This window comes from Roseateles sp. T103, assembly GCF_057219915.1.
In genome coordinates, this window is sequence record NZ_JBXVVS010000002.1 from 576246 (window position 1) to 597748 (window position 21503).

Consider the following 21503-nt stretch of genomic DNA (forward strand, 5'->3'; position numbering starts at 1 on the left):
CACCGGGCCGGCGCCAAACTCCCGCCGCTCGCTAACGCTCGCTCTGGTCAAACAGTGGCGCCGAGTCAGTCTTTGAAGCGCGCTGCGCGCGCGCCCGGCGCGGCTGTGCTGCTCAGCTCCTCACCTTCACCCGGCAACTGCCCGGGCCGCAGTGCCGGAGACGCTGAGCGCTGGCAAGAACCCGTGGCCTGCCACCACAGTGTCCTGGCGGTGGCTCGGCCCGCTGACGGGCGATTTCTGCGCGGCCGAGAGCGCAGCGTAGCGGGTCGGGCGCGCGCAGCGCGCTTCAACATCTGACTGGGCGGCACTGTCCGAGCGGCGCGAGCGCAGCGAGCAAAGCGAGTTTGCCGCCCCCGACCCCCGGAGCGAGCACCGAGGGCAGTCGGCCCGCAGGGTCGACCCGCGCAGCATGAGCCCGGCAGCGGGCCGAGCCGCCGCCGAGCGCCAAACTGGGCATGCCCAACGCAGCGCGGCGAAGCACCAACCTATCGCGCCACCTGCGCGCGCAACTTCGCCAGCCCGTCGAGCAAGGCCGGATCCACCCACCACTCGGTCTGCGCCGCGCCGGCGTAGAGCCGGCCTTCGTTGCCGTCCAGCGTCAGCAGATCGCCCTCGGCGAAGACCTGCTCGCCGATGCGCAGCTCGCGGCGCTGCTCGTCGATCTGCAGCGCCTCGCAGCCGACCAGGCAGACGCGGCCCATCTGCCGCGCCACCACCGCGGCATGCGAGGTGCGTGCGCCGCGCTGCGTCAGCAGCCCCACGGCGTGCTGCAGCGCGGCCATGTCCGAGGTCTCGGCATCGCGCCGCACCAGGATCACGCTGGCGCCGGCCGCGTGGCGCGCTGCGGCGCGCGCCTCGTCCAGCGCGATCTCCCCCACCGCCACACCGGCGCTGGCCGCGGCGGCGCGGGCCAGCGGCTGCAACGGTGCGCCGTCCGGCGCGACCACGCGCTGCAGCCGCAGCGCGCGCTCGTCCAGCGCTGCGGTGCGCTTGCGCGCGGTTGCCGTGTCGATCACGCCCTGCGCCAGCAGGTCCAGCGCGATGCGCGCCGCCGCCTGCGGCGTGCGCTTGCCGCTGCGCGTCTGCAGCAGATAGAGCCGGCCTTGCTGCACGGTGAACTCGAAGTCCTGCATATCGCCGAAGGCGTTCTCCAGCAGCGCGGTGGCGGTCTGCAGCTGCGACCAGACCTCGGGCAGCACCTCGGCCAGCTGCGCATGGCCATGCGCGCTGCGCCGGCCCGAGACCACGTCCTCGCCCTGCGCGTTGAACAGGAAGTCCACCCACAGCGCGTCCTCGCCGCTGGACGGATCGCGGGTAAAGCCCACGCCCGCGCCGGAGCTGACGCCGGCATTGCCGAACACCATGGTCTGCACCGTCACCGCCGTGCCTATCGCCGCGGAGATCTCGTGCGCAGCGCGGTAGGCGCGTGCCTTCTCGCTCTGCCAGGAGTCGAATACCGCGGCGATGGCCTGCTGCAGCTGCTCGTGCGGGTTCTGCGGGAAAGGCCGGCCGGCGGCCTCGGCATAGACGGCCAGGCAGCGGCGCGTCAGCGCGCGCAGCTCGGCGAAATCCAGCTCGCGCTCGCCGCGGCCATTGCCAATGGCGGCAAGCTCCGCTTCGAAGCGCTCGGCCGGTATGCCGGCGACGACCTCGCCGAAGCTCGCCACCAGGCGGCGGTAGGCGTCCCAGGCCAGGCGCGGCTGGCCGGTCTGGCGGATGAAGCCGTCCAGCGTCGCGTCCGACAGGCCGATGTTGAGCAGCGTCTCCATCATCCCCGGCATCGACACCGGCGCGCCCGAGCGCACCGACAGCAGCAGCGGCCGGCGCGCATCGCCCAGACGCAGGCCGGTGGCGCGCTCGAGAGCAGCAAGACCTGGCCCCCACAGCGCCTCGGAGGCGCCAGCGGCGCGCGTGGCCGCGCTGGTGCACAGGCCGGTGCCCAGCACGAAGGCCGGCGGCACCGGCAGGCCCAGCAGCGCCATGCGCTGCAGATTGAAGGCCTTGAAGCCCAGCCGCTCGGGCGTGGGCTCGGCCAGCACAGGCAGATCGCCGCAGCCGAAGGCGAACAGCTCGGGATGCCAGGGGGTGTTCAGCGCAGGCGGCATCGCGGTCATGCTCCGACCCCGCTCTTGCTGAAGGCCAGCTCGCGCAGGCCGTAGGCGCTGGCCAGCAGGCGGTCCGAGGCCAGCTCCAGCTGCGCGGCCAGCTCGTTGGCCAGCATCAGCGCGGCCGGGTCGTCCAGCGCGCGCAGCATGCGCCGCTTGGCCTGGCGCAGCAGCTCGTCGGCCTGGCGCTCGGCGCGCAGCACCTGCCAGGTGGCGGCGATGAAGGCGTCATGGTCTTCGGCATCGCTGTCGGCCCCCAGGCGGCGCGCGATCGCCAGCGCCTTGACCTGCTCCTGCGTGGCCTGCAGCACGGTGCCGGCCAGCTGCGACAGCGCCTCGCGCAGATCGTGGTCCCAGCCCTTGTGATGCTCGGCCACCAGGCTGAGCAGGAAGGCGCATTCCTCCAGCGCATCGGCCGCGTCGTCGGACTGTTCGGCCAGCCGCGCGAACACGCGCCAGCGCGGCTGGCGCAGCGCACGCTCGCGCGCCGCCATCACCAGATGGTCGGCCTGGCGCTCCCAGCTCTTGGCCTGCTGGGCGCGCTGCGCGGCAGCCTCGTCGTCGCCAGGCTTGCGGGAGAGCGCCTCGGCGATCGACGAGGCCAGCGCCTCGCAGTAGGCGGCATGCTCGGCCAGCAGGTCGAACTCCGGCCGGCGCTGCTGCAGCTGCCGCGCCAGCAGCAGCCGCGCCTCGTCGGCCACCAACGCGGCGGGCTGCTGCTGGCGCAGCGCCGCGGTGGCCAGGCGCATCAGCTCCAGCAGATAGGCCTGCGCGCCGGCCTCGCCCAGCACATCGGCGAGGCGGTCGCCGATGCGGAAGGCATCGTCGCCCAGCGCCTGCATCGCATCGAAGACCAGTCGCTCGCCGCCGGCCAGCAGCCAGCCCATATGGCCAATCTCCTGCCGCGCCGCCTCGGCCAGCAGCGCGATCGCGCCTTCCTTGCTGACGAAGCGCAACAGGCGCTTGCGCGCGCGGTTCCAGTCGATCAGGAAGACGATGCGCGACGCGATGCCGTCGAGCATCTGCTGCAGCTGCGCCTCGTCCGCGGCAACAAAGCGTGCGGTGCCCAGCTGGTAGGCCTCGCCGCGGTTCAGGCGGGCATCGACATGCGACTCGGCCGCGGTCCACTGCGCGCCGACCGCGGCGAGCTGCTGCTGGAAGAAGGCAAAGCGGCTGCGGTGCAGGTCCGAATAGGTCAGGCTGATCTCCAGGCCCTGCACCTGGATCACCAGCACATGCGCATCGTTGGTGCCGATGTCGTTCTGGATCAGCAGGCGCTCGCCGTCGCGCGTGGCGGCGGTGTCCAGACCCGGGTGATTGAACTTCAGCGCCGCGGTGCGCTGCAGGCCGCGCATAAAGGCGGCCACGCGCGCGCGGTCGGCATCGTCGGCGAGCTGCCAGACATGGGCGCCGGCGATCTCCTCGCTGCTCAGGCTGGCACCCAGCTGGTTGAGCTGCTTGTGCAGGTCCATCACCAGCAGGTGCAGGCTATCCTCGTCGGCGCTGGGCGCAGCGCCGTGCTTGGGCCGGTGGCCATGGGTCAGCTGCAGCAGCAGCGCAGGGCTGAGCACGTCGTCGCGCACCGCCGCCAGCCGCGTCTGCCAGTCGGCGCAGCGCGTGCGCGTGGCGGCGTCGGTCTCGCTGGCCAGCAGCGGGCGTGCCATCGTCGCCAGCTCGGCAGCGAGCAGCGCGCAGAGCTGCGGCAGCTCGGGCAGCAGCACGTCCTCGCCGTCGCGACTGGCGCTGGCAGGCAGCTCACGCAGCCAGGGCGCATCCAGGCCGGTGGCGGCCAGCTCGCGGCGCAGGTCGGCCTGCGCCTGCTGCGGCGCCATGGCATGCGCAGCCGCGGCTTGCAGCAGCGTCAGTAGCAGCTTGAGCCGGTCGTTGGCGCGCAGCGCGGCATTGACCCAGGCGGGCATCAGCAGGCTCTGCTGGCCCAGCGAAGCGATGGCATCGGTCTTTTCCATCCCGCCACTCTGACCCGCGCATCGTGACAACGCAGTGACAACAAGGCTGCCACTGCGACAAAGCTGAGCCAGCTCAAGACCCGCGCGTCACCGCCACATAGCCTTCATCGAAGCGCGCTACATCTGGCGGATCATTGATCGCTGGACACCGGCGCCGCCACCAGAGAAGGAGTCTGAGCCCGATGCGCACCATGGACCTGCCCCTGCCCGAAGAACTACTGTCGCCGCAAGGCCGCGCACTGCGCGCCGCCGCAGCGCTGGATCGCCAATGGCACGCCTGGCTGGCCGCAGCCGGCGCGGGCTGGTCGCCGGTGTCGGTGTCGCTGGCGGCCGCCGATTGGGCGCTGAACTGGCTGCATTCGCCGGCCAGCGCCGCCACGCTGCTGGCGCAATGGCCGCAGGCCGTGATGGAGGCGCAGGCCGAGGCGCGCCGCAGCGTGAGCGACGCCGAACAGCCGCCGCGCCCCGGCGACTGGCTGCAGGCCTTCAGCCGCGCCTGGCTCGACGGCACGCAGGCCTGGAGCCAGCGCGCCAGCGCGCTGCCCGGCATGGCGCCGCACCATCGCGAGGTGATGCAGCTGCTGGGCCGCCAGACCGCCGACTGGCTGGCCGCCGCGCACTGGCCGCTGACCCAGCCCGAGGTGCTGCGCCAGGCCTGGGCCACGCGCGGCGACAGCCTGCTGCGCGGCACCCGCCATCGCCTGCACGACATCAGCCTGCGCCACGGCCTGCGCCCGCTGCCGGCGCTGGCCGAAGCCGAGCCGGCCGCGCCCGCCGAGGCGCTGGCCCCCGGACAGGGCCTGGCGATGACGCCGGGCGAGGTGGTCTACCGCAACGAGCTGGTCGAGCTGCTGCAGTACCGGCCGACGACGGCCGAGGTGCAGCGCGAGCCGGTGTTCATCGTGCCCTCGTGGATCATGAAGTACTACATCCTCGATCTCTCGCCGCACAACTCGCTGGTGCGCTACCTGGTCGAGCAGGGCCACACGGTGTTCATGCTGTCATGGCGCAACCCGGACGAGGCCGACGCGCTGCTGGGCATGGAAGACTACCTGCACCTGGGCGTGCTGGCGCCGCTGGCGCAGGCAAAAGCGATCAGCGGCGAGGACGAGCTGCACGCGATGGGCTACTGCCTGGGCGGCACGCTGCTGGCCATCGCCGCCGCAGCACTGGCCGCGCCGCAGCGCCGCCCCGGCCTGGCCCGGCTGCCCACGCTGCGCAGCCTGACGCTGCTGGCCGCGCAGGTGGACTTCAGCGAGCCCGGCGAGCTCGGCGCGCTGATCGACGAGCAGCAGGTGCAATGGCTGGAGGACATGATGGCCGAGCGCGGCTATCTGTCGGGCCGGCAGATGGCTGGTTCCTTCCAGTTCCTACACTCGCGCGAGCTGGTGTGGCAGCGCGCGATCCGCGAATACCTGCTCGGCGAGCGCGAGGCGCCCAACGACCTGATGCGCTGGAACGCCGACGCCACCCGCATGCCCGCGACCATGCACAGCGAATACCTGCGCAGCCTCTACCTGCGCAACGAACTGGCCCAGGGCCGCTACCCGGTGGACGGCGAGCCCATCTCGCTGCACGACCTGCGCCTGCCGATCTTCGCGGTGGGCACGGTCACCGACCATGTCTCGCCTTGGCGATCGGTGCACAAGATCCACCAGCTGACACAGAGCCCGGTGGACTTCGTGCTGACGCGCGGCGGGCACAACGCCGGCATCATCTCCGAGCCGGGCCATGCCAACCGCAGCTACCGCCGCCTGGCACTGGCCGCAGACGCGCCGCGCCTGAGCCCGCAGGCCTGGCAGGCACAGGCGCCCGAATTCGAAGGCTCCTGGTGGCCGGCCTGGTCGGACTGGCTCAAGGCCCAGGGCAGTGGCGATCGCGTGCCCGCACGCGAACCGGTGCACACGCCCGAACTGGGCGCCGCACCCGGCCGCTACGTGATGCAGCGCTACGCCGATTAAGACTTCTCAATGGCCCTTCTTGGGCCGGCCGGTCTTCACCGGCGCCAGGCGCTCCAGCGCCTGCAGCAGCTGGGCCGGCGCCAGCGCGGCCAGCGCCTGCAGGCCGGCGCGCAGCAGCTCGCTCTTCTTGACCTGGCGCTGCACGCCCATGGCGCGCGCCTTCAGCTCGTCGATCAGGGCAAAGTCGAAATCAGGCATGGTGAAGCTGTCGCGCACGAGCTTGGCGCGCGGCGCCTTCTCGGCCGAAGGCTTGGCAGGCTTGACGGGCTTCAATGCCTTTTCCGCCTTGGGCGCCTTGGGCGCCTTGACCGGCTTCGTTGGCTTCGCTGCCTGCTTGGTCTCCGCCTTGGCAGGCGCGGCCGGCTTCGCCGCGGGTGTGGCCGCCTTGGCAGGCGACTTCTTCGCCGCCGGCTTTGCGGCAGTCACGGCCGCTTTTGCCACCGGAGCCTTCCTGGCTGCGGGCTTCTTGCCGGCCGCGGCCTTCGCTGCGGGCTCGCTTGCGGTCTTCGCTGCAGTCTTGGATGTCGCCATGTTCATGCCCTCGAAAAAGTGTGTATACGGTTTATACCATTCGAGCAGCACCCTCATCCGCCGCGACATCAAACTGACATGCGGCCTCGCTAGCATCGCCGCTGGCAGACGCACTGCGCCCGCCCGCCGCCCCTCGTCGATGCCCAGCCCCATCCCGCCGAAGCCCAGCCCCGTGCTGACGACACCGCCCAGCTACGGCGCCGACGCCAACGGGCTGATCTGCGGCTACCGCTTCTGCCCCGACGCCGCTGCTGAGCCGCTGGGCTCCGACGAGGCCGCGGCCTGGCTGCGCGAGGGCGGCGCCGCGCGTGCCACAGCAGACGGCGGCTTCGTCTGGCTGCACTTCAACCTCGCGCATGCACGCAGCGAGCACTGGCTGCGCAGCTATGCCGAGCTGGGCGACGAGTTCTTCGAGGCACCGCGCGCCGGCTCGCGCTCCTCGCGCATCGAGCGCGAGGGCGACGCCCTCTTCGCGGTGATCAACGACGTCGTGTTCGACTTCACCTTCGACGCCAGTGACGTGGCCACGCTGTGGGTGCAGCTGCGCGGCGGCCTGGTGGTCAGCGCGCGGCGACAGCCGCTGCGCTCGATCGATCGGCTGCGCGCCGAGGTCAAGCGCGGCCTGCAGCTGGACACGCCGGTGTCGCTGCTGGAAAGCCTGCTGCGCGACCAGGCCGACGAGCTGCAGCGCATCGTGCGCAGCGCCACCGAGCGCATCGACGACATCGAGGACGCGGTGCTCGCCGGCAAGACCGCCGGCCACAGCGCCGAGCTGGCGCGGCTGCGCCGCCTGGCGGTGCGGCTGCAGCGCTGGCTGGCGCCCGAGCCCGGCGCGCTAATGCGCATGCTGGCCAACCCGCCGCCCTTCGTCACCGCTGGCGATGCCGAACAGCTGCGCCAGGCCGGCGAGGATTTCGCCGTCGTGCTGCGCGACATCGCCGCGCTGCAGGAGCGCATCAAGCTGCTGCAGGACGAGGCCGCCGCGCGCGTGGCGGTGGAGAACAACCGCAGTCTCTTCATGCTGAGCACCGTCACGGTGATGGCGCTGCCGATCAACCTGATCGCCGGCCTGATGGGCATGAATGTCGGTGGCATCCCGCTGGCCGAGCATGCGCACGGCTTCGCCTGGGTGGCGCTGGTGACGGTGGCGATCACCGCGCTGCTGGGCTGGCTGATCTGGCGCAGCGTGCACCGGGGGGACTGAACCGTGGCGCGCGGCGAGCGGGGCGCTGAGCCTGCGGACCGGCAGCTGCCGCGCGGCTTCCATGCGCTGATAGGCACGCAGTTCCTCTCCGCGCTGGCCGACAACGCACTGCTCATCGTCACCATCGCGCTGCTCGCCGAGCGGGGCGAGGCGCCGTGGCTGGCGCCGCTGCTGAAGTTCGGCTTCACGCTGGCCTACGTCGTGCTGGCGCCCTTCATCGGCGCACTGGCCGATGCCGCGCCCAAGCACCGGCTGATGCGCTGGATGAATGCGCTGAAGATCCTCGGCCTGCTCGCACTGCTGCTGGGCCTGCATCCGGTGGCGGCGTTTGCCATCGTCGGCCTGGGCGCGGCCGGCTATGCGCCGGCCAAGTACGGGCTGCTCACCGAGCTGGTCAAGCCGCAGGCCCTGGTAGCGGCCAACGGCTGGCTGGAGGTCTCGGTGGTGGGTGCGGCGCTGCTGGGCGCGGTGCTAGGCGGCGTGCTGGTGGCGCCGCTGTGGCTGGACAGCATGGCGGCGCAAGCGCTGGTGGAACTTGCCGCCGCGGCGGGCGGCTCATCGCGCTACCTGCCCTCGCTGCTGCTGGTGTTGGGTGTGTATGCGGCCTCCAGCGCGCTGAACCTGCGCGTGCCCGACAGCGGCGCACGCTACCCGCGCGCCAGCTTCCACCCCTGGGCGCTGCTGCGCGACTTCGCCAGCCAGCAGCGCACGCTGTGGCGCGACGCCGAGGGCGGCCTGTCGCTGGCGGTGACCACGGTGTTCTGGGGTCTGGGCGCGACGCTGCAGTTCGCCGTGCTGCGCTGGGCCGAGGATAGGCTGGGCCTGCCCTTGGCCAAGGCCACGCTGCTGCAGGTGGCCGTCGCTGTGGGCGTGGTGGTCGGCGCCAGCGCCGCCGGCCGCTGGGTGCCGCTGCCCCAGGCCAGGCGCATGCTCGTCTTCGGCGTGGTGCTGGGCCTGCTGATCCCGGTGATCGGCCTGAGCCGCAGTCTGAGCAGCGCACTGCCGCTGCTGGCGCTGGTGGGCGCCGTGGGCGGTCTGCTGGTGGTGCCGATGAATGCGCTGCTGCAGCACCGCGGCCATCAGCTGCTGAGCGCCGGCTGCTCGATCGCCGTGCAGGGCTTCTTTGAGAACGCCAGCGTGCTGACAATGCTGGCCGTCTATGCGCTGCTGCTGCGCGAGGGCGTGGCCATCGTGCCGCTGATGAGCGCCTTCGGCGGCGCGATTGCGTTGGGGATGGCGGGGTTGATGTGGCGGGAGTGGCGGCGGCGTGGCAGGACTCAGCCGTAGCTGGCGGCTGAGCAAGGCCTGGTACATGCTGCGCAAGCATGCGCAGGCGGACCGGCACTACACATCACCGGTGGTCTGCGCATCGCCGGTCCGGGGCACTGCCGTGGGGCGGACGCGGTTCGATCGATCGACGCGCGCGCCACTGCTCGGTGCGTCCGGTCAAAACCGCGTGGTCAGGTCGATCCAGCCTTGCGGCATTACGTGGATCAATTGCGCCTCAAGCCACTTGTCCCACCCCATCAGGATCGCCAGGCCCAACTGCAGCACCACCACGCCGAAGCCACGCTTGGCGCGGTCCATGTGCGTCAAGACCCAGCCGCGCACGCGCCCGAAGCTGGCGCGCGAGGCATAGGCCGCGGCCACCAGCACCGTCGCCGCGCCCAGGCCGAACACGCCCAGCACCAAGCTGCCGCGCAGCGCGCCGCCCTCGCTGGCGACGATGGTCAGCGCACTGGCCAGCATCGGCCCCGAGCACGGGCTCCACACCATACCAAGCAAGCCGCCAATGGCGAAGGCGCCTGCCAACGATCCTGCGTGAAAGCGCGAGGTCGCGGTATTGGCGCGCGTCGCCATCGGCGCCATCAGTTGGGTGAAGCGTTCGTTCAGGCGAGGTACCAGCATCACCAGCCCGAAGCCGACGAGAAGCAAGGCACCCGCGACGCGGATGTGATCGGGGTTCAGGCCGAGCGCATCGCCGGCAACACCGACCAGCAGGCCCAGCAGAGCGAAGGCCCCGACCATGCCGGCGCCCATGGCGACTGGGGCCAAGCGATTCTGCTGGACCGCGCCACCGAGCACCAGCGGCAGCAGGGGAAAGACGCAGGGATTGAGCGTGGTCAGGCTGCCGGCGAGCCAAGCCAGTCCGAGTTCGGTCGCGGACACCATGGCGAAGCGGGTCGCGTTCGATCAGAGTGCCTTGACGAGCGCTTGACGAAGCTGCTCAGGCTTGGTTTCGCCGGCACTGCGGGCCACCTCGTCCGCCCCCTTGAACACGACCAGCACTGACTGCGATCGCACCTTGTGCTGGCGCTTCAGTTCCTTCTCCTTGTCGTAGTCGGCGACGAGTACCGTCATGCCCTGCAGCTGGCCCGAGGCCTTCAACTGCTCCAGGGCCCGGCTCTGATTGACGCAGGTCGGGCACCAGTCGGCATGGAAGTGGACGGCCACCGGCTTGCCTGCGCCCTGCAGGCTGGCCAGCGTGGCCCCGTCGAAGGGACGCAGCTCGAGGGCTTGCACGGCGCCGGTCATGCCGAGAAGAGAAACGGCCAGCACAGCGGCGAGGGAACGACGGTTCATAGGAACTCCTGAGTGGTTGATGAGGCTTCAGTGGATGTGAAGCCATCAGCCATTCGGCAAAGGCCCCGAAACGGTTACAGCCCGACATGCAGATTCCTTGGATGGCGAGCTGCTGGCACGCGCGGATGTAACCGCCGGGCCGCCGCGAGCGAAAGGCATGAAGCGTCGCGCTGACGCCACCCCGGTCTCACCGAGTCAGATAGAAAGGCCCCGCCATGAAAGTCCTCGCTCTTGTGCTCGCTCTGGTCTTCGCGCTGTCGGGCACAGCCAAACTCGCTGGCCTGGACTTCGAGGTCCAAGCCTTCGCCCGCTGGGGCTATCCGCTGTGGTTCATGGTGGCCGTTGGCGCGGCCGAGCTGGCCGGCGCGGCGGCACTGCTGGTGCGCAGGCTCTCGGCACTCGCCGCTGCCGGCCTGGCGGCCTTGATGCTGGGGGCCGTCTCTACCCACCTGCTGCATGCCGAGTGGGCCATGTTGGCGCTGGCCATGACCATCCTGGGACTCGCCGCCTGGCGCGCCTGGCAGGGACGCAGCGACATCCGCAACTTGCTGGGCCAGCTGCAGCGCACCGCGCACGCTTGACGGTTCGAGCCACAGCTGACATCGCCCAGACATGGATCCCACGGCCGCACTGGCAGACCCCGGCTGCGCAGACAGCGCCGGTAAACTGCCCTGGCCTCTTGCCGGATCCGGCCTCGTCGGCCGACAAGTTCGGGCAGGCGGCAAGCCCAGGACACCGTGCCGCCAGATGCCCGCTGACACCCGCCCCGATGATCTTGAGGCCAAGCTCAAGCCGCTGTGGCTGCGTGCACAGGCTGGCGATGAAACAGCCTACCGACAGGCCCTGGTACTGCTGGCAGCTCGCCTGCGCAGCTACCTGAGGCGTCGGCTTTCTGCCTTTCCGGACGAGGTGGAAGATCTGGTCCAGGAGACCTTGCTGGCCCTGCATCTGCAACGCGGCACCTACGACCCGGCGTTGCCGGTCAGCGCCTGGGCCGTCGCCATCGCGCGGCACAAGCTGGTGGATCTGTGGCGTCGGCGCGGGCGGCGCGATGGCCTGCACGAGGCGATCGACGACGTCGACGAGCGGCTGCTGGCCAGCGACCCCGACGATGGCGGTGCCCGGCGAGACCTGCTGACCCTGCTGCAGGAACTCCCCCAGGCACAACAGCAGGCCATCATGCTGACGAAGCTTGAAGGGCTGTCGGTCGCCGAGGCCGCAGGCCAAACTGGCGCCTCGGAGTCGGCCATCAAGGTGCAGGTGCACCGTGGGCTCAAGCGCCTGGCGGCTCTGGTCAGGCGGGACCCACCGGCATGATCCATCCAAGCCAGGAATCCGAGCGATGAAGACTGAACACCTGATCGATATGCTGGCACGTGATGCCGGTCCCGCGCCCCGCGCGCTGGCCGCACGGCGCCTGTCACCCGCCGCGCTCGCCGGCCTGCTGGCGAGTGCCGCTGTCGCCATCGGATGGTTCGGAGCCATACCGTCGGCTATGTTTGCCACCGTGACGCCGTGGATGAAGATCGCCTACGCGGGCACGCTCGCTCTGGCGGCAGCCTGGCTGACGGCGCAACTGGCTCGGCCGGCTGCACCCGTCCGGCAGGCTCAGCGCGCCACCGTGGCGGTCATCGGCTTGATGGCTGTGATTGGCTTGGCCACGCTGTGGGCAACGCCGCCTGAAGCACGGCTTGAGGCTCTGCTGGGCGACTCGTGGTTCGCCTGCCCTTGGCGTGTGCTGCTCTTGTCCCTGCCCGCCTTGGCAGCCGCCTTGTGGGCGGTGCGCGGGATGGCGCCGACCCGCCCCCGGGCTGCGGGCTTCGCGGCCGGCTTGCTGGCCGGCTCGGTGGGCGCCATCGGCTACTCGCTCGCCTGCCCCGAGTCCTCCGCCTCGTTCGTGGCCTCGTGGTACACGCTGGGCATCGTGCTGACCGGCGCGGTGGGCGCCGCGCTGGGACCGCGTGCATTGCGTTGGTAAGCGGCAAGCCGGCGACCAAGGGGCGCGTCATCGGTCCGGTCGGCAGCCCACGAGGTCACGAGCCCTGCTCCCTGCGTCGGAGCGCTAACCGAGCTTCGGGTCGCTTGCCCACAAGCCGCAGGCGCTCACCCGTCCGCCACCAAGCCCACCCCCAGCGGCGCCTGCCCGGCGCCCCTGAGCACGCCTTCGAGCACGCCTTCGAACTGCGCCACGATGTGCGGCCAGTCCAGCGCCAGCGCGCGGTCGCGGGCGGCAATGCCGCGTGCGCGGCGGGATGCCGGGTCTTCGGCAGCGAGCTGGCATGCCGCGCGCACGAAGGCGCCGCGATCGCCCAGCGCCACCAGCGTACCTTCCACGCCGGGGCGGATCAGCTCGGCGGCGGCGGCGTAGTCGAACGCGACGACCGGCAGCCCGCTGGCCATGGCTTCGATGGTGACGTTGCCGAAGGTCTCGGTCAGGCTGGGGAAGAGGAAGAGGTCCGCTGACGCGTAGTGCGCGGCCAGGTCGGCGCCGCTGCGCTGGCCGGCGAAGATCGCGGTCGGGCAGCGCTGCTGCAGCGTCTCGCGCAGCGGGCCGTCGCCGACGAGCAGCAGACGCGCATTCGGAAGGTTCGCGGCGATGGCATCAAAGCTGTCGAGGAGCAGATCGAGGTTCTTCTCGGCGGCCAGGCGGCCGACGCAGGCCACCACCAGGTCATCGGGGCCAACGCCCCAGCTCTGGCGCAGCGCCTCGCTGCGGCGCGCGGGGTCGAACTGCGCCAGGTCCACGCCGCGCGCCACCACCTCGAGATTGCGGAAGCCGTGGCGCTCCAGCTCGGCGCCCAGCGCCGCGGTGGGCACCATGGTGCAGCGGGTGCGGTTATGGAACTTGCGCAGATAGGCCATGATGGGCCGGTGCAGCCAGCCCAGGCCGTAGTGCTTGCTGTAGCTGTGGAAGTTGGTGCGGAAGTCGGAGCTGACCGGCAGCTGCAGCGCAGACGCCACGCGCAGCGCCGACCAGCCCAGCGGCCCCTCGGTGGCGATGTGCACGATGTCGGGCCGCTCCACCGACCAGAGCTTCTTCAGGAAGCGCCCCGAGGGCAGTCCCATGCGCAGATGCGGATAGCGCGGGATGGGCATGCCCGCAGTCAGCACCTGCTCCATCGGCAGGGTCGAGGCAGGGGCGGCGCTGTCGCCGCCGGCCGCTGCACTGGCATCGCCCGCCTGGCGCGGACGCACCAGCTGGATGTCGTGGTTGCGCTGGCGCAGGCCTTCGACGATGCGTGCCAGCGTCAGCGCGACGCCGTTCACCTCGGGCGGATAGGTTTCGGTGACCACCGCGATGCGCAGGCTGCGTCGCCGCGCCGGCAGGTGATCGACGACCAGGTGTTCGGCGGGCAGTTCATCGCGCATGGCCGTCATCGTGCCGACACTGCGCGACCGTTCCGTGACAGCGCAAGGCGCTGCGGGTAAGCGCGCGTGCAGCATGCGCCACGCCACGACCATGACATGGGCGTGTCACGGCTGCGTCATGCGCGCTGCGCAGCATCGCAGCCGCGCCGGCGGCTCTCCGCCGCTCCTGCGCCATCCCCGCCACGATTCGATAAAAGCGAGAGGCCCACAGTGATGCTCAAGCAATTCCTGCAACTGCTGGCGACCCAACGTTGGGACGACCACCGCTACTACCACCAGAGCCGCATCAACCAGTCCCTGCACCTGGTCAGCGCGATCTCCTTCCTGTGCGCCTATGCGCTGCTCTTCGTCGATCCGGCCACGGCGGCGCTGGTGGCCTGGGGCGTGTCGATGACGACGCGGCAGGCGGGGCACTTCTTCTTCGAGCCGCGCAGCTTCGACCACATCAACCAGGTGACCGACGAGTACAAGGAAGCCGTCAAGGTGGGCTACAACATGCGCCGCAAGGCGGTGCTGCTCACCGTCTGGGTGCTGCTGCCGGTGGCGCTGTGGTTCTTCCCCTCGCTGGGCGGCCTGATCGAGCCGGCCACCGACACGCGCGGCTGGCTGCACGATGTGGGCATGGCCTGGCTGTCGCTGGGCGTCACCGCGGTGCTGCTGCGCGTGCTGCAGCTATGGGTGAAGGAGCGTAGCCTGCTGCCCGGCATCGCCTGGGCGACGAAGATCATCACCGACCCGGTGTGGGACATCGTCCAGTACTACAAGTCGCCCTTCTATCTGCTCAAGGGCGAATTGCTTGACCCGATGCCCGAAGCCCGTCGCGGTTGAGGAGACGCACCAGCCCCGGCCTAGCCCCTGATCCGCTGCAGCATCTCCTTCAGGATGCCGCGGCGGATGCTGCGATTGCTCATTTCGCTGTCGTGCCACCACCAGCCATCAGCCTGCATCTCCAGCGCGGCAGCGACGAAGCGCTGCGCCACCTGTGCGAAGTCCTCGTCGCCGTAGTTCAGGCTGAAGATGAAGCGGCCGCTGCCCACCCAGCTCAAGGCCAGGCCGTGACGACGCAGGTAGAACTGCAGCATCCAGTTGTAGCGGCCCGGCTCGGTGTAGAGCACGGTCCACACGGTGGCCATATTGGCCACGCGCACCGGCAGGCCGGCATTGGCCAGACGCTCGTTCAAGCCGGCGGCGCGGGCGTTCCAGCGCTCGTCCATGCCGGCGTACAGCGCGCGCACCTCGGGCGTCTCCAGCCGGTCGAGGAAGGCCTTCATCGCGCCCATCACATAGGGGTGGCTGTTGAAGGTGCCGCGCGCGAAGCAGATGTCCGCCGGGCGCTCGTCTCGGTAGCGCTGCATCAGGTCGGCGCGGCCGCAAACCACGCCCACCGGCAGGCCGCCGCCCAGCGTCTTGCCATAAGTGACCATGTCGGCGTGCACGCCGAAGTACTCCTGCGCGCCGCCGGGCGCCAGGCGGAAGCCCATGAACACCTCGTCGAAGATCAGCACGATGCCGCGCTCGCTGCACACCTGGCGCAATTCCTTCAGCCAGCGCGTGTAGGCGGCACGGTCGAAGCCAGCGCTGCGGCTGCTGTCCACCAGCGACGAGTCGCCCGGCGCCGCTGCGTTTGGGTGCAGCGCCTGCAGCGGGTTGATCAGTACGCAGGCGATGTCGCGGCGCGTGCGCAGCACCTGCAGCGCGCGATCGCTCATGTCCTGCAGCGTGTAGACGTCGCGCGGCGGCAGCGGGTTGCCGGGGCCAGGCTGCACGTCTTCCCACCAGCCGTGATAGGCGCCGCAGAAGCGCACCAGGTGCGAACGCCGCGTGTGATAGCGCGCCAGGCGCACCGCCTGCATCACCGCCTCGGTGCCGGACATGTGGAAGGACACCTGGTCCTGGCCCGAGATGCGACACAGGCGCCGCACGTTCTCGAGCACGCAGGGGTGGTAGCTGCCCAGCACCGGACCGAGCTCGGCCACGGTGGCCGCGCCTTCGGCGATGCAGGCCTTGTAGAAGTCGACGCCGAAGAGGTTGACGCCGTAGGAGCCCGCCAGGTCGTAGGCCACGTTGCCGTCCACATCTTCGATGGTCACGCCGTGACTGGCGGCGACGAAGGCGCTGAGCTTGAGCCGCTCGCGCACATAGGGGCTGAACTGGAAGGGCACGCGGTAGCGGCTGGTGAACTCAAGGTCGGCGATGTGCTCGCGCGCTGCGGCGCTGAGCGCGGCGCCTTGCGGGTAGCGCACGGCGAACTCGGCCGCCAGTGCCTCGAAGCCGGCGCGGCGCCGCGCCTGCACCTCGGCCGGTGCGCCGTCGGCGGCGAAGAAGCGCGCCTCGTCGTAGGCATAGCCCGGCAGCAGACCTGCCAGTCGCTTTGCGATGCGCGAGTGCCCGGTGAGCGAGCGGTGCTTGGCGCGCGAGAGCTGCAGCCGGCGCTGCAGCCGCGGCAGCGCCAGCGCCAGGGCCGTGCCCAGCGTCAGCAGGGCGAGCGTGTTCTGTGGTGCATCCATCAAGCAGTGTCCCGGCAGCCGTGCGAAGCGCACGGCCGCATGTCTACCAAGCCGCTTTGACAAGCGCGTGAACCGATGAACCTGAAACAGACTTTGCGGAACCTGCTGCTGCAGGAAGACCTGAATTTCCTGCTCACCAACCGCGTGCCGCGCAAGCTGCTGACGCATCTGATGGGCTGGTACAGCCAGATCCGCAGCCCGGCGCTGACCCGGCTGTCCATCGCGGTGTGGCGCCTCTTCACCGAGCTCGACCTGAGCGATGCGCGCCAGCAGCGCTTTGCCAGCCTGCATGAGTGCTTCACCCGCGAGCTGCTCCCCGGCGCGCGGCCCTTCGATACCGACCCCGCGCTGCTGTGCAGCCCCAGCGACGGCATCGTCGGCGCCTGCGGCCGCGTGGAAGGCACGACGGTGTTCCAGGCCAAGGGATTCCCGTACACGCTGGAGGAGCTGTTCGGCCCCACGCAAGACATCAGCGCCTTTCGCGACGGCAGCTATCTGACGCTACGCCTGACGAGCAGCATGTACCACCGCTTCCATGCGCCGCACGATGCGCGCATCGAGCATGTCACCTACCTGAGCGGCGATACCTGGAACGTGAACCCGATCGCGCTGACTCGCGTGGAGCGACTGTTCTGCCGCAACGAGCGTGCGGTGCTGCGCGCGCGGCTGGACCGGGGCGGATACCCGATCGCACTGGTGCCAGTGGCAGCCATCCTGGTGGCGAGCATCCGGCTGCACTTCCTCGACGTGCTGCTGCACCTGCGCTGGCGCGGCCCGAACGAGATGCCCTGCGACGCCACGGTGAGCAAGGGCCAAGAGCTGGGCTGGTTCCAGCACGGCTCGACGATCCTCGTCTTCGCGCCCAAGGGCTTTGCGCTGCTGGACGGCATCGCGCCGGGCGCGCGGGTGCGGGCGGGGCAGGCATTGATGCGGTTGCCTGAGGTGTAGGCCACGTCGTTGGATTGGACTGCGCGGGCTGGGGCGTGGCACGAACTCCCTGCACGCCACGGTGTCGTCGGGCGGTGGCTCGGCCCGCTGCCGGGCGATTTCTGCGCGGCCGAGAGCGCAGCGGAGCGGGTCGGCGCGCGCAGCGCGCATCCACAACTGACTGGGCGCGGTTGTACGAGTGAAGTGAGCGCAGAGAACGAAACGAGTTCTGCGCCCCCGACCCGCGCCGCGAGCACCGAGGGAAGTCGGCCCACAGGGCCGACCCGCGCAGCATGAGCCCGGCAGCGGGCCGAGCCGCCGCCTCGCTCCCACCTTGGCAGGTCCACTTAATCGGGCCACGTCACGAAACTGCCCAGCGCGCGTCACGCCGCGGTCATCACTACTGGCGATGCTTGCCGGCCATGGACGAGATTGCCGCCAAGCGCATCACGCTGGTCTTTTTCGACGCCGGCGGCGGCCACCGTGCCGCCGCCCGCGCGCTGCAGCAGGTCATCGCGCAGCAGCAGCGCCCCTGGTCGGTCAGCCTGGTCAACCTCTTCGAGGCCATGGACCCCAACGGCCGCTTCCAGCGCCTGCTGGGCTGCAAGCCCGAGGACTACTACAACCTGCGGCTGCAGCGGGGCTGGACCCTGGGCCTGGGCCAGGAGCTGCGCCTGCTGCAGTTGCTGATTCGCGTCTTCCACCGGCCCATGGTGCGCGCGCTGCAGCAGCACTGGCGCGCCACGCAGCCGCAGCTGGTGCTGTCGCTGATCCCCAACTTCAATCGCACGCTCTACGAGTCGCTGGCGCTGGCACTGCCCGGCGTGACCTTTGCGACCCTGCTCACAGACATCGCCGACACACCACCGCATTTCTGGATCGAGCCGGGTCAGCGCCAGCAGCTCATCGTCGGCAGCGAGCGCGCCTACGAACAGGCGCTGGCTGCTGGCTACGCACAGACCCAGGTCTCGCGCGTCTCCGGCATGCTGCTGCACCCCGCCTTCTATGCACCCGCACCGAGCGCCGCGCAGCGCGCGCAGACCCTGCGCGACTGGGGGCTGGACCCGGCCAAGCCCACCGGCATCGTGATGTTCGGCGGCGAGGGCTCGATGCAGATGCTGCGCATCGCGCGCGCCCTGCCCGATCGGCAGCTGATCCTGCTGTGCGGCCGCAACGTGGCGCTGCGCGAGAGGCTGATGCGCTCCGATGCCGATCTGCCGCGCCGGCATATCGCGCTGGGCTACACCGAGCAGATGGCCCAGGTGCTGCGCCTGGGCGACTACTTCATCGGCAAGCCGGGGCCAGGCGCGCTGAGCGAGGCGCTGCATTGCGGGCTGCCGGCCATCACCTTTGACGGCCTCGGACTGATGCCGCAGGAACGCTACAACACCCTGTGGCTGCGCGAGCAGGGCCTGGGCGTGGTGCTGCGCTCGGTGGGCCAGGTGCGCGAGGGCGTGGACGACCTGCTCGCCGATCTGCCCGTGTATCGCGAGCGCGTGGCGCGGCTGCACAACCACGCGGTGCACGAGGTGCCCGCGATCCTCGACGCACTGCTGCAGGCCGGCGCCGAGACGACGCGCGCGTCGCACCGGCCGATGGCCGCAGGTGCGACTCCTGCGGTCACGAATCTTTTCTCCAACTCCTATCGGGTGAAGCCATGAAAGTCTCGGTCTTCGGCGCCGGCTATGTCGGCCTGGTCACGGCGGCCTGCCTGGCCGACATGGGCAATAGCGTGGTCTGCGTGGACGTCGACCCGGCGCGCGTCGAGCTGCTGAGCAGCGGCGGCGTGCCCATCCACGAGCCGGGCTTGGCCGAGCTGATCCGCCGCAACGCGGCTGCCGGCCGCCTGCACTTCACGCTGGACGCTGCAAGCGGCGTGAACCACGGCACCATCGTCTTCATCGCGGTGGGCACGCCGGCCAGCGAGGACGGCTCGGCCGACATCGAGCATGTGCTCGCCGCGGCGCGCAGCATCGGCCGGCACATGCTGGACTACAAGGTCATCGTCGACAAGAGCACGGTGCCGGTGGGCACGGCCGAGCAGGTGCAGCAGGCCATCGCCGCCGAGCTGCGTTCGCGCGCCGCGGTGCTGCCCTTCGCGGTGGTGTCCAACCCCGAGTTCCTCAAGGAAGGCGTGGCGATCGAGGACTTCATGCGCCCGGACCGCGTGGTGGTGGGCTCCGACGACGAGCAGGCTACTTTGCTGATGCGCGCGATCTATGCACCTTTCCTGCGCAACCGCGACCGCATGCTGGTGATGGACCGCCGCAGCGCCGAGATGTGCAAGTACGTGGCCAATGCGATGCTGGCCTCGCGCATCAGCTTCATGAACGAGATGGCCATGCTGGCCGAGTGCCTGGGCGCCGACATCGAGCAGGTGCGGCTCGGCATTGGCAGCGACCCGCGCATCGGCAGCCAGTTCCTCTACGCCGGCTGCGGCTGGGGCGGATCCTGCCTGCCCAAGGACGTGAAGGCGCTGCGCCACATGGCCGAAGGCGCCGGCCTGCGCCTGGGCCTGCTCGACGCGGTGCAGCACATCAACGAGCGCCAGCGCCTGCTGCTGGTGGAGCGCGTCGTCGAGCGTTTCGGCGAGCGTCTCGATGGCCTCAGCTTCGCGCTGTGGGGTCTGGCCTTCAAGCCCGGCACCGACGATCTTCGCGAGGCGCCGAGCCTGCGCATCATCGACGCGCTGCTGTCCCGCGGCGCCACCGTGCGCGCCTTCGACCCGGTGGCGATGCCGGCGCTGGCCGACCGCTGGCCCGATCGTGCCGGCCTGCAGCTCTGCGACGATCCGTACCAAGCGGCCCAGGGCGCATCGGCCCTGCTGCTGGTGACCGAATGGCGCGAGTTCCGCAGCCCCGACTTCGCGCGCCTGCGCGAGGCGCTGGCCACGCCACTGGTGCTGGACGGCCGCAATCTCTACGACCCGGCCTGGATGCGCGCGCAGGGCTTCGAGCACATCGGCATCGGGCGCGGTGCGGTGCCGCCGACGAGCGCGCGGGTGGAGGCGCTGCTGGAGTCGCCGTTGGGGCATGCGCTGGTGGCCTGATTGGTTGCTGGCCTGATCTGAGCAACACGGCAGCGCCCTGGCCTGGGGCCGGGCCACTGCCGTGCGATACACCGAGGCACGCCACCATGGCTCCGCTGGCGTGCGGGCTTGGGCTGGCGGGTGAATCTGCGTGGCCGAGACGCGCAGGGTCGCGGGGCGGCGTGCGGGCGCAGCCGGCACGCTTCGTTGACTGACTGGGCGCGCCCTGTCTGAGCGGAACGAGCGCAGCGAGAGCAGCGAGTTGCGCGCCCGCCCCGCGGCACGAGCACCGAGGGAAGTCGGCCGAAGGCCGGCCCACGCAGCTGAACCCGCCAGCCCTAGCCAGCACGTCAGCCGCTCAAACCGTCCAACAGCAATCAGCGCTTCGCCACCACACCTTGCGGCACCGGTGCCGCCGCCGGCACGGTCTTCACGCTCGAGGCCTTGGCCCGCGCCAGCGCATGCTGGGCCAGCAGATGGGCGCTGTAGTCGAGGATCTCCAGCCGGCCGTCGGCATGCTCGACCAGTGCGGTGAGGCTCTCCACCCAGTCGCCGTCGTTGCAGTAGAGGATGCCGTCGACATCGCGGATCTCGGCGTGGTGGATGTGACCGCAGACCACGCCGTCCACGCCGCGCTTGCGCGCCTCGCGGGCGACCGCCTCCTCGAAGTCGGAGACATAGCTGACCGCGCGCTTGACCTTGAGCTTCAGATAGCGCGACAGGCTCCAGTACGGCAGGCCGACGCGCGCACGGAAGCTGTTGAGGTGACGGTTCATGCGCAGTGCGAACTCATAGGCCGCGTCGCCCAGATAGGCCAGCCACTTGGCACACTGGATCACGCCGTCGAACAGGTCGCCGTGGGTGACCCACAGCCGCCGGCCGTCGGCGGTGACGTGGATGCACTCCTCCACCACGTCGACGCCGCCGAAGTTGTGGGCCACGTACTTGCGCGCGAACTCGTCGTGGTTGCCCGGCACGAAGACCACCCGCGTGCCCTTGCGCGCCTTGCGCAGCACCTTCTGCACCACATCGTTGTGCGCCTGCGGCCAGTACCAGCTGCGGCGCAGCTGCCAGCCGTCGATGATGTCGCCCACCAGATAGAGCGTCTCGCAGTCCACCTCGCGCAGAAAGGCCAGCAAGGCGCCGGCCTGGCAGCCCGGCGTGCCCAGGTGCAGATCGGAGATCCATACCGTGCGCACCTTCAGGGCGTGGGCGCCGGGGGTCTCGGGTGGCTCGTGATGCTGAGCTGGCGTCATGCGTCGGGCTCCGGCGATGGCGATAGACGCCATGCTGGGGCCCGCATGTGACGCCGCCATGAAGA

Annotated in this window: 18 protein-coding genes; 10 read left to right on the top strand and 8 right to left on the bottom strand. The window is 70.5% G+C overall.

The annotated features are described in order from the left end of the window. Positions 1-485: 485 nt before the first annotated feature. Positions 486-2114 (bottom strand): PEP/pyruvate-binding domain-containing protein, encoded by a 1629-nt coding sequence (locus AC2EBS_RS09085; protein ID WP_484728069.1) that lies wholly within the window; start codon positions 2112-2114, stop codon positions 486-488. Further along, positions 2111-4072 (bottom strand): phosphate transport regulator, encoded by a 1962-nt coding sequence (locus AC2EBS_RS09090; protein ID WP_484728070.1) that lies wholly within the window; start codon positions 4070-4072, stop codon positions 2111-2113. Before AC2EBS_RS09090 ends, AC2EBS_RS09085 begins: the two co-directional genes overlap by 4 nt. A 182-nt stretch (positions 4073-4254) precedes the next feature. On the opposite strand from AC2EBS_RS09090, the gene AC2EBS_RS09095 reads away from it, so the two are divergent. Next, on the top strand, positions 4255-6033 hold the full coding sequence (locus AC2EBS_RS09095) for a PHA/PHB synthase family protein (RefSeq protein ID WP_484728071.1): 1779 nt from the start codon (positions 4255-4257) through the stop codon (positions 6031-6033). A 6-nt stretch (positions 6034-6039) separates the two neighbouring features. Here the strand turns inward: AC2EBS_RS09095 and AC2EBS_RS09100 are convergent, their stop codons facing one another. Continuing rightward, the gene (locus AC2EBS_RS09100; RefSeq protein ID WP_484728072.1) at positions 6040-6459 is read right to left on the bottom strand and encodes a hypothetical protein; all 420 of its coding nucleotides are present in this window, start codon (positions 6457-6459) and stop codon (positions 6040-6042) included. A gap of 244 nt (positions 6460-6703) precedes the next feature. Here AC2EBS_RS09100 and AC2EBS_RS09105 point away from each other — a divergent pair, with 244 nt between their 5' ends. Continuing rightward, entirely contained in the window at positions 6704-7768 is a 1065-nt protein-coding gene (locus AC2EBS_RS09105; RefSeq protein WP_484728073.1) for a transporter, read from the top strand. Between the two features lie 3 nt (positions 7769-7771). Further along, positions 7772-9055, top strand: coding sequence for a lysophospholipid transporter LplT (gene lplT / locus AC2EBS_RS09110; protein WP_484728074.1), 1284 nt, complete (start codon positions 7772-7774; stop codon positions 9053-9055). A gap of 159 nt (positions 9056-9214) precedes the next feature. On the opposite strand, the gene AC2EBS_RS09115 is transcribed toward lplT, so the two are convergent. Continuing rightward, positions 9215-9940, bottom strand: a complete 726-nt coding sequence (locus tag AC2EBS_RS09115; protein ID WP_484728075.1) for a cytochrome c biogenesis CcdA family protein — start codon at positions 9938-9940, stop codon at positions 9215-9217. 21 nt (positions 9941-9961) lie between these two features. Then, the gene (locus AC2EBS_RS09120; protein WP_484728076.1) at positions 9962-10351 is read right to left on the bottom strand and encodes a thioredoxin family protein; all 390 of its coding nucleotides are present in this window, start codon (positions 10349-10351) and stop codon (positions 9962-9964) included. Between the two features lie 215 nt (positions 10352-10566). On the opposite strand from AC2EBS_RS09120, the gene AC2EBS_RS09125 reads away from it, so the two are divergent. The 3 genes from AC2EBS_RS09125 to AC2EBS_RS09135 are packed head-to-tail and all read left to right on the top strand — an operon-like array spanning position 10567 to position 12329. After that, positions 10567-10932: a DoxX family protein gene (locus AC2EBS_RS09125; RefSeq protein WP_484728077.1), complete on the top strand. Its 366-nt coding sequence runs from the start codon at positions 10567-10569 to the stop codon at positions 10930-10932. 31 nt (positions 10933-10963) lie between these two features. After that, positions 10964-11668, top strand: coding sequence for a sigma-70 family RNA polymerase sigma factor (locus AC2EBS_RS09130; protein ID WP_484728078.1), 705 nt, complete (start codon positions 10964-10966; stop codon positions 11666-11668). A 25-nt stretch (positions 11669-11693) separates the two neighbouring features. Further along, positions 11694-12329 (top strand): NrsF family protein, encoded by a 636-nt coding sequence (locus AC2EBS_RS09135; RefSeq protein WP_484728079.1) that lies wholly within the window; start codon positions 11694-11696, stop codon positions 12327-12329. A gap of 125 nt (positions 12330-12454) precedes the next feature. Here AC2EBS_RS09135 and AC2EBS_RS09140 read toward each other — a convergent pair whose 3' ends face one another. Continuing rightward, complete coding sequence (locus AC2EBS_RS09140; RefSeq protein WP_484728080.1) at positions 12455-13729, bottom strand: glycosyltransferase family 4 protein; 1275 nt, start codon at positions 13727-13729, stop codon at positions 12455-12457. A 204-nt stretch (positions 13730-13933) separates the two neighbouring features. Between AC2EBS_RS09140 and AC2EBS_RS09145 the strand changes: the two genes are divergently transcribed. Further along, positions 13934-14548 carry a hypothetical protein gene (locus tag AC2EBS_RS09145; RefSeq protein ID WP_484728081.1) on the top strand — a complete coding sequence of 205 codons (615 nt, stop codon included), beginning with the start codon at positions 13934-13936 and terminating at the stop codon, positions 14546-14548. Between the two features lie 20 nt (positions 14549-14568). On the opposite strand, the gene AC2EBS_RS09150 is transcribed toward AC2EBS_RS09145, so the two are convergent. Next, complete coding sequence (locus AC2EBS_RS09150) at positions 14569-16227, bottom strand: aminotransferase class III-fold pyridoxal phosphate-dependent enzyme (RefSeq protein WP_484728082.1); 1659 nt, start codon at positions 16225-16227, stop codon at positions 14569-14571. Between the two features lie 75 nt (positions 16228-16302). On the opposite strand from AC2EBS_RS09150, the gene asd reads away from it, so the two are divergent. The 3 genes from asd (at position 16303) to AC2EBS_RS09165 (ending at position 20203) form a co-directional block, all read left to right on the top strand. Beyond that, complete coding sequence (gene asd, locus AC2EBS_RS09155; RefSeq protein ID WP_484728083.1) at positions 16303-17175, top strand: archaetidylserine decarboxylase; 873 nt, start codon at positions 16303-16305, stop codon at positions 17173-17175. 401 nt (positions 17176-17576) lie between these two features. Continuing rightward, positions 17577-18815, top strand: coding sequence for a glycosyltransferase family protein (locus tag AC2EBS_RS09160; RefSeq protein ID WP_484728084.1), 1239 nt, complete (start codon positions 17577-17579; stop codon positions 18813-18815). After that, positions 18812-20203 carry a UDP-glucose dehydrogenase family protein gene (locus AC2EBS_RS09165; RefSeq protein WP_484728085.1) on the top strand — a complete coding sequence of 464 codons (1392 nt, stop codon included), beginning with the start codon at positions 18812-18814 and terminating at the stop codon, positions 20201-20203. Before AC2EBS_RS09160 ends, AC2EBS_RS09165 begins: the two co-directional genes overlap by 4 nt. A 356-nt stretch (positions 20204-20559) precedes the next feature. Here AC2EBS_RS09165 and AC2EBS_RS09170 read toward each other — a convergent pair whose 3' ends face one another. Beyond that, positions 20560-21438, bottom strand: coding sequence for a UDP-2,3-diacylglucosamine diphosphatase (locus tag AC2EBS_RS09170; protein WP_484728086.1), 879 nt, complete (start codon positions 21436-21438; stop codon positions 20560-20562). Between the last annotated feature and the right edge of the window lie 65 nt (positions 21439-21503).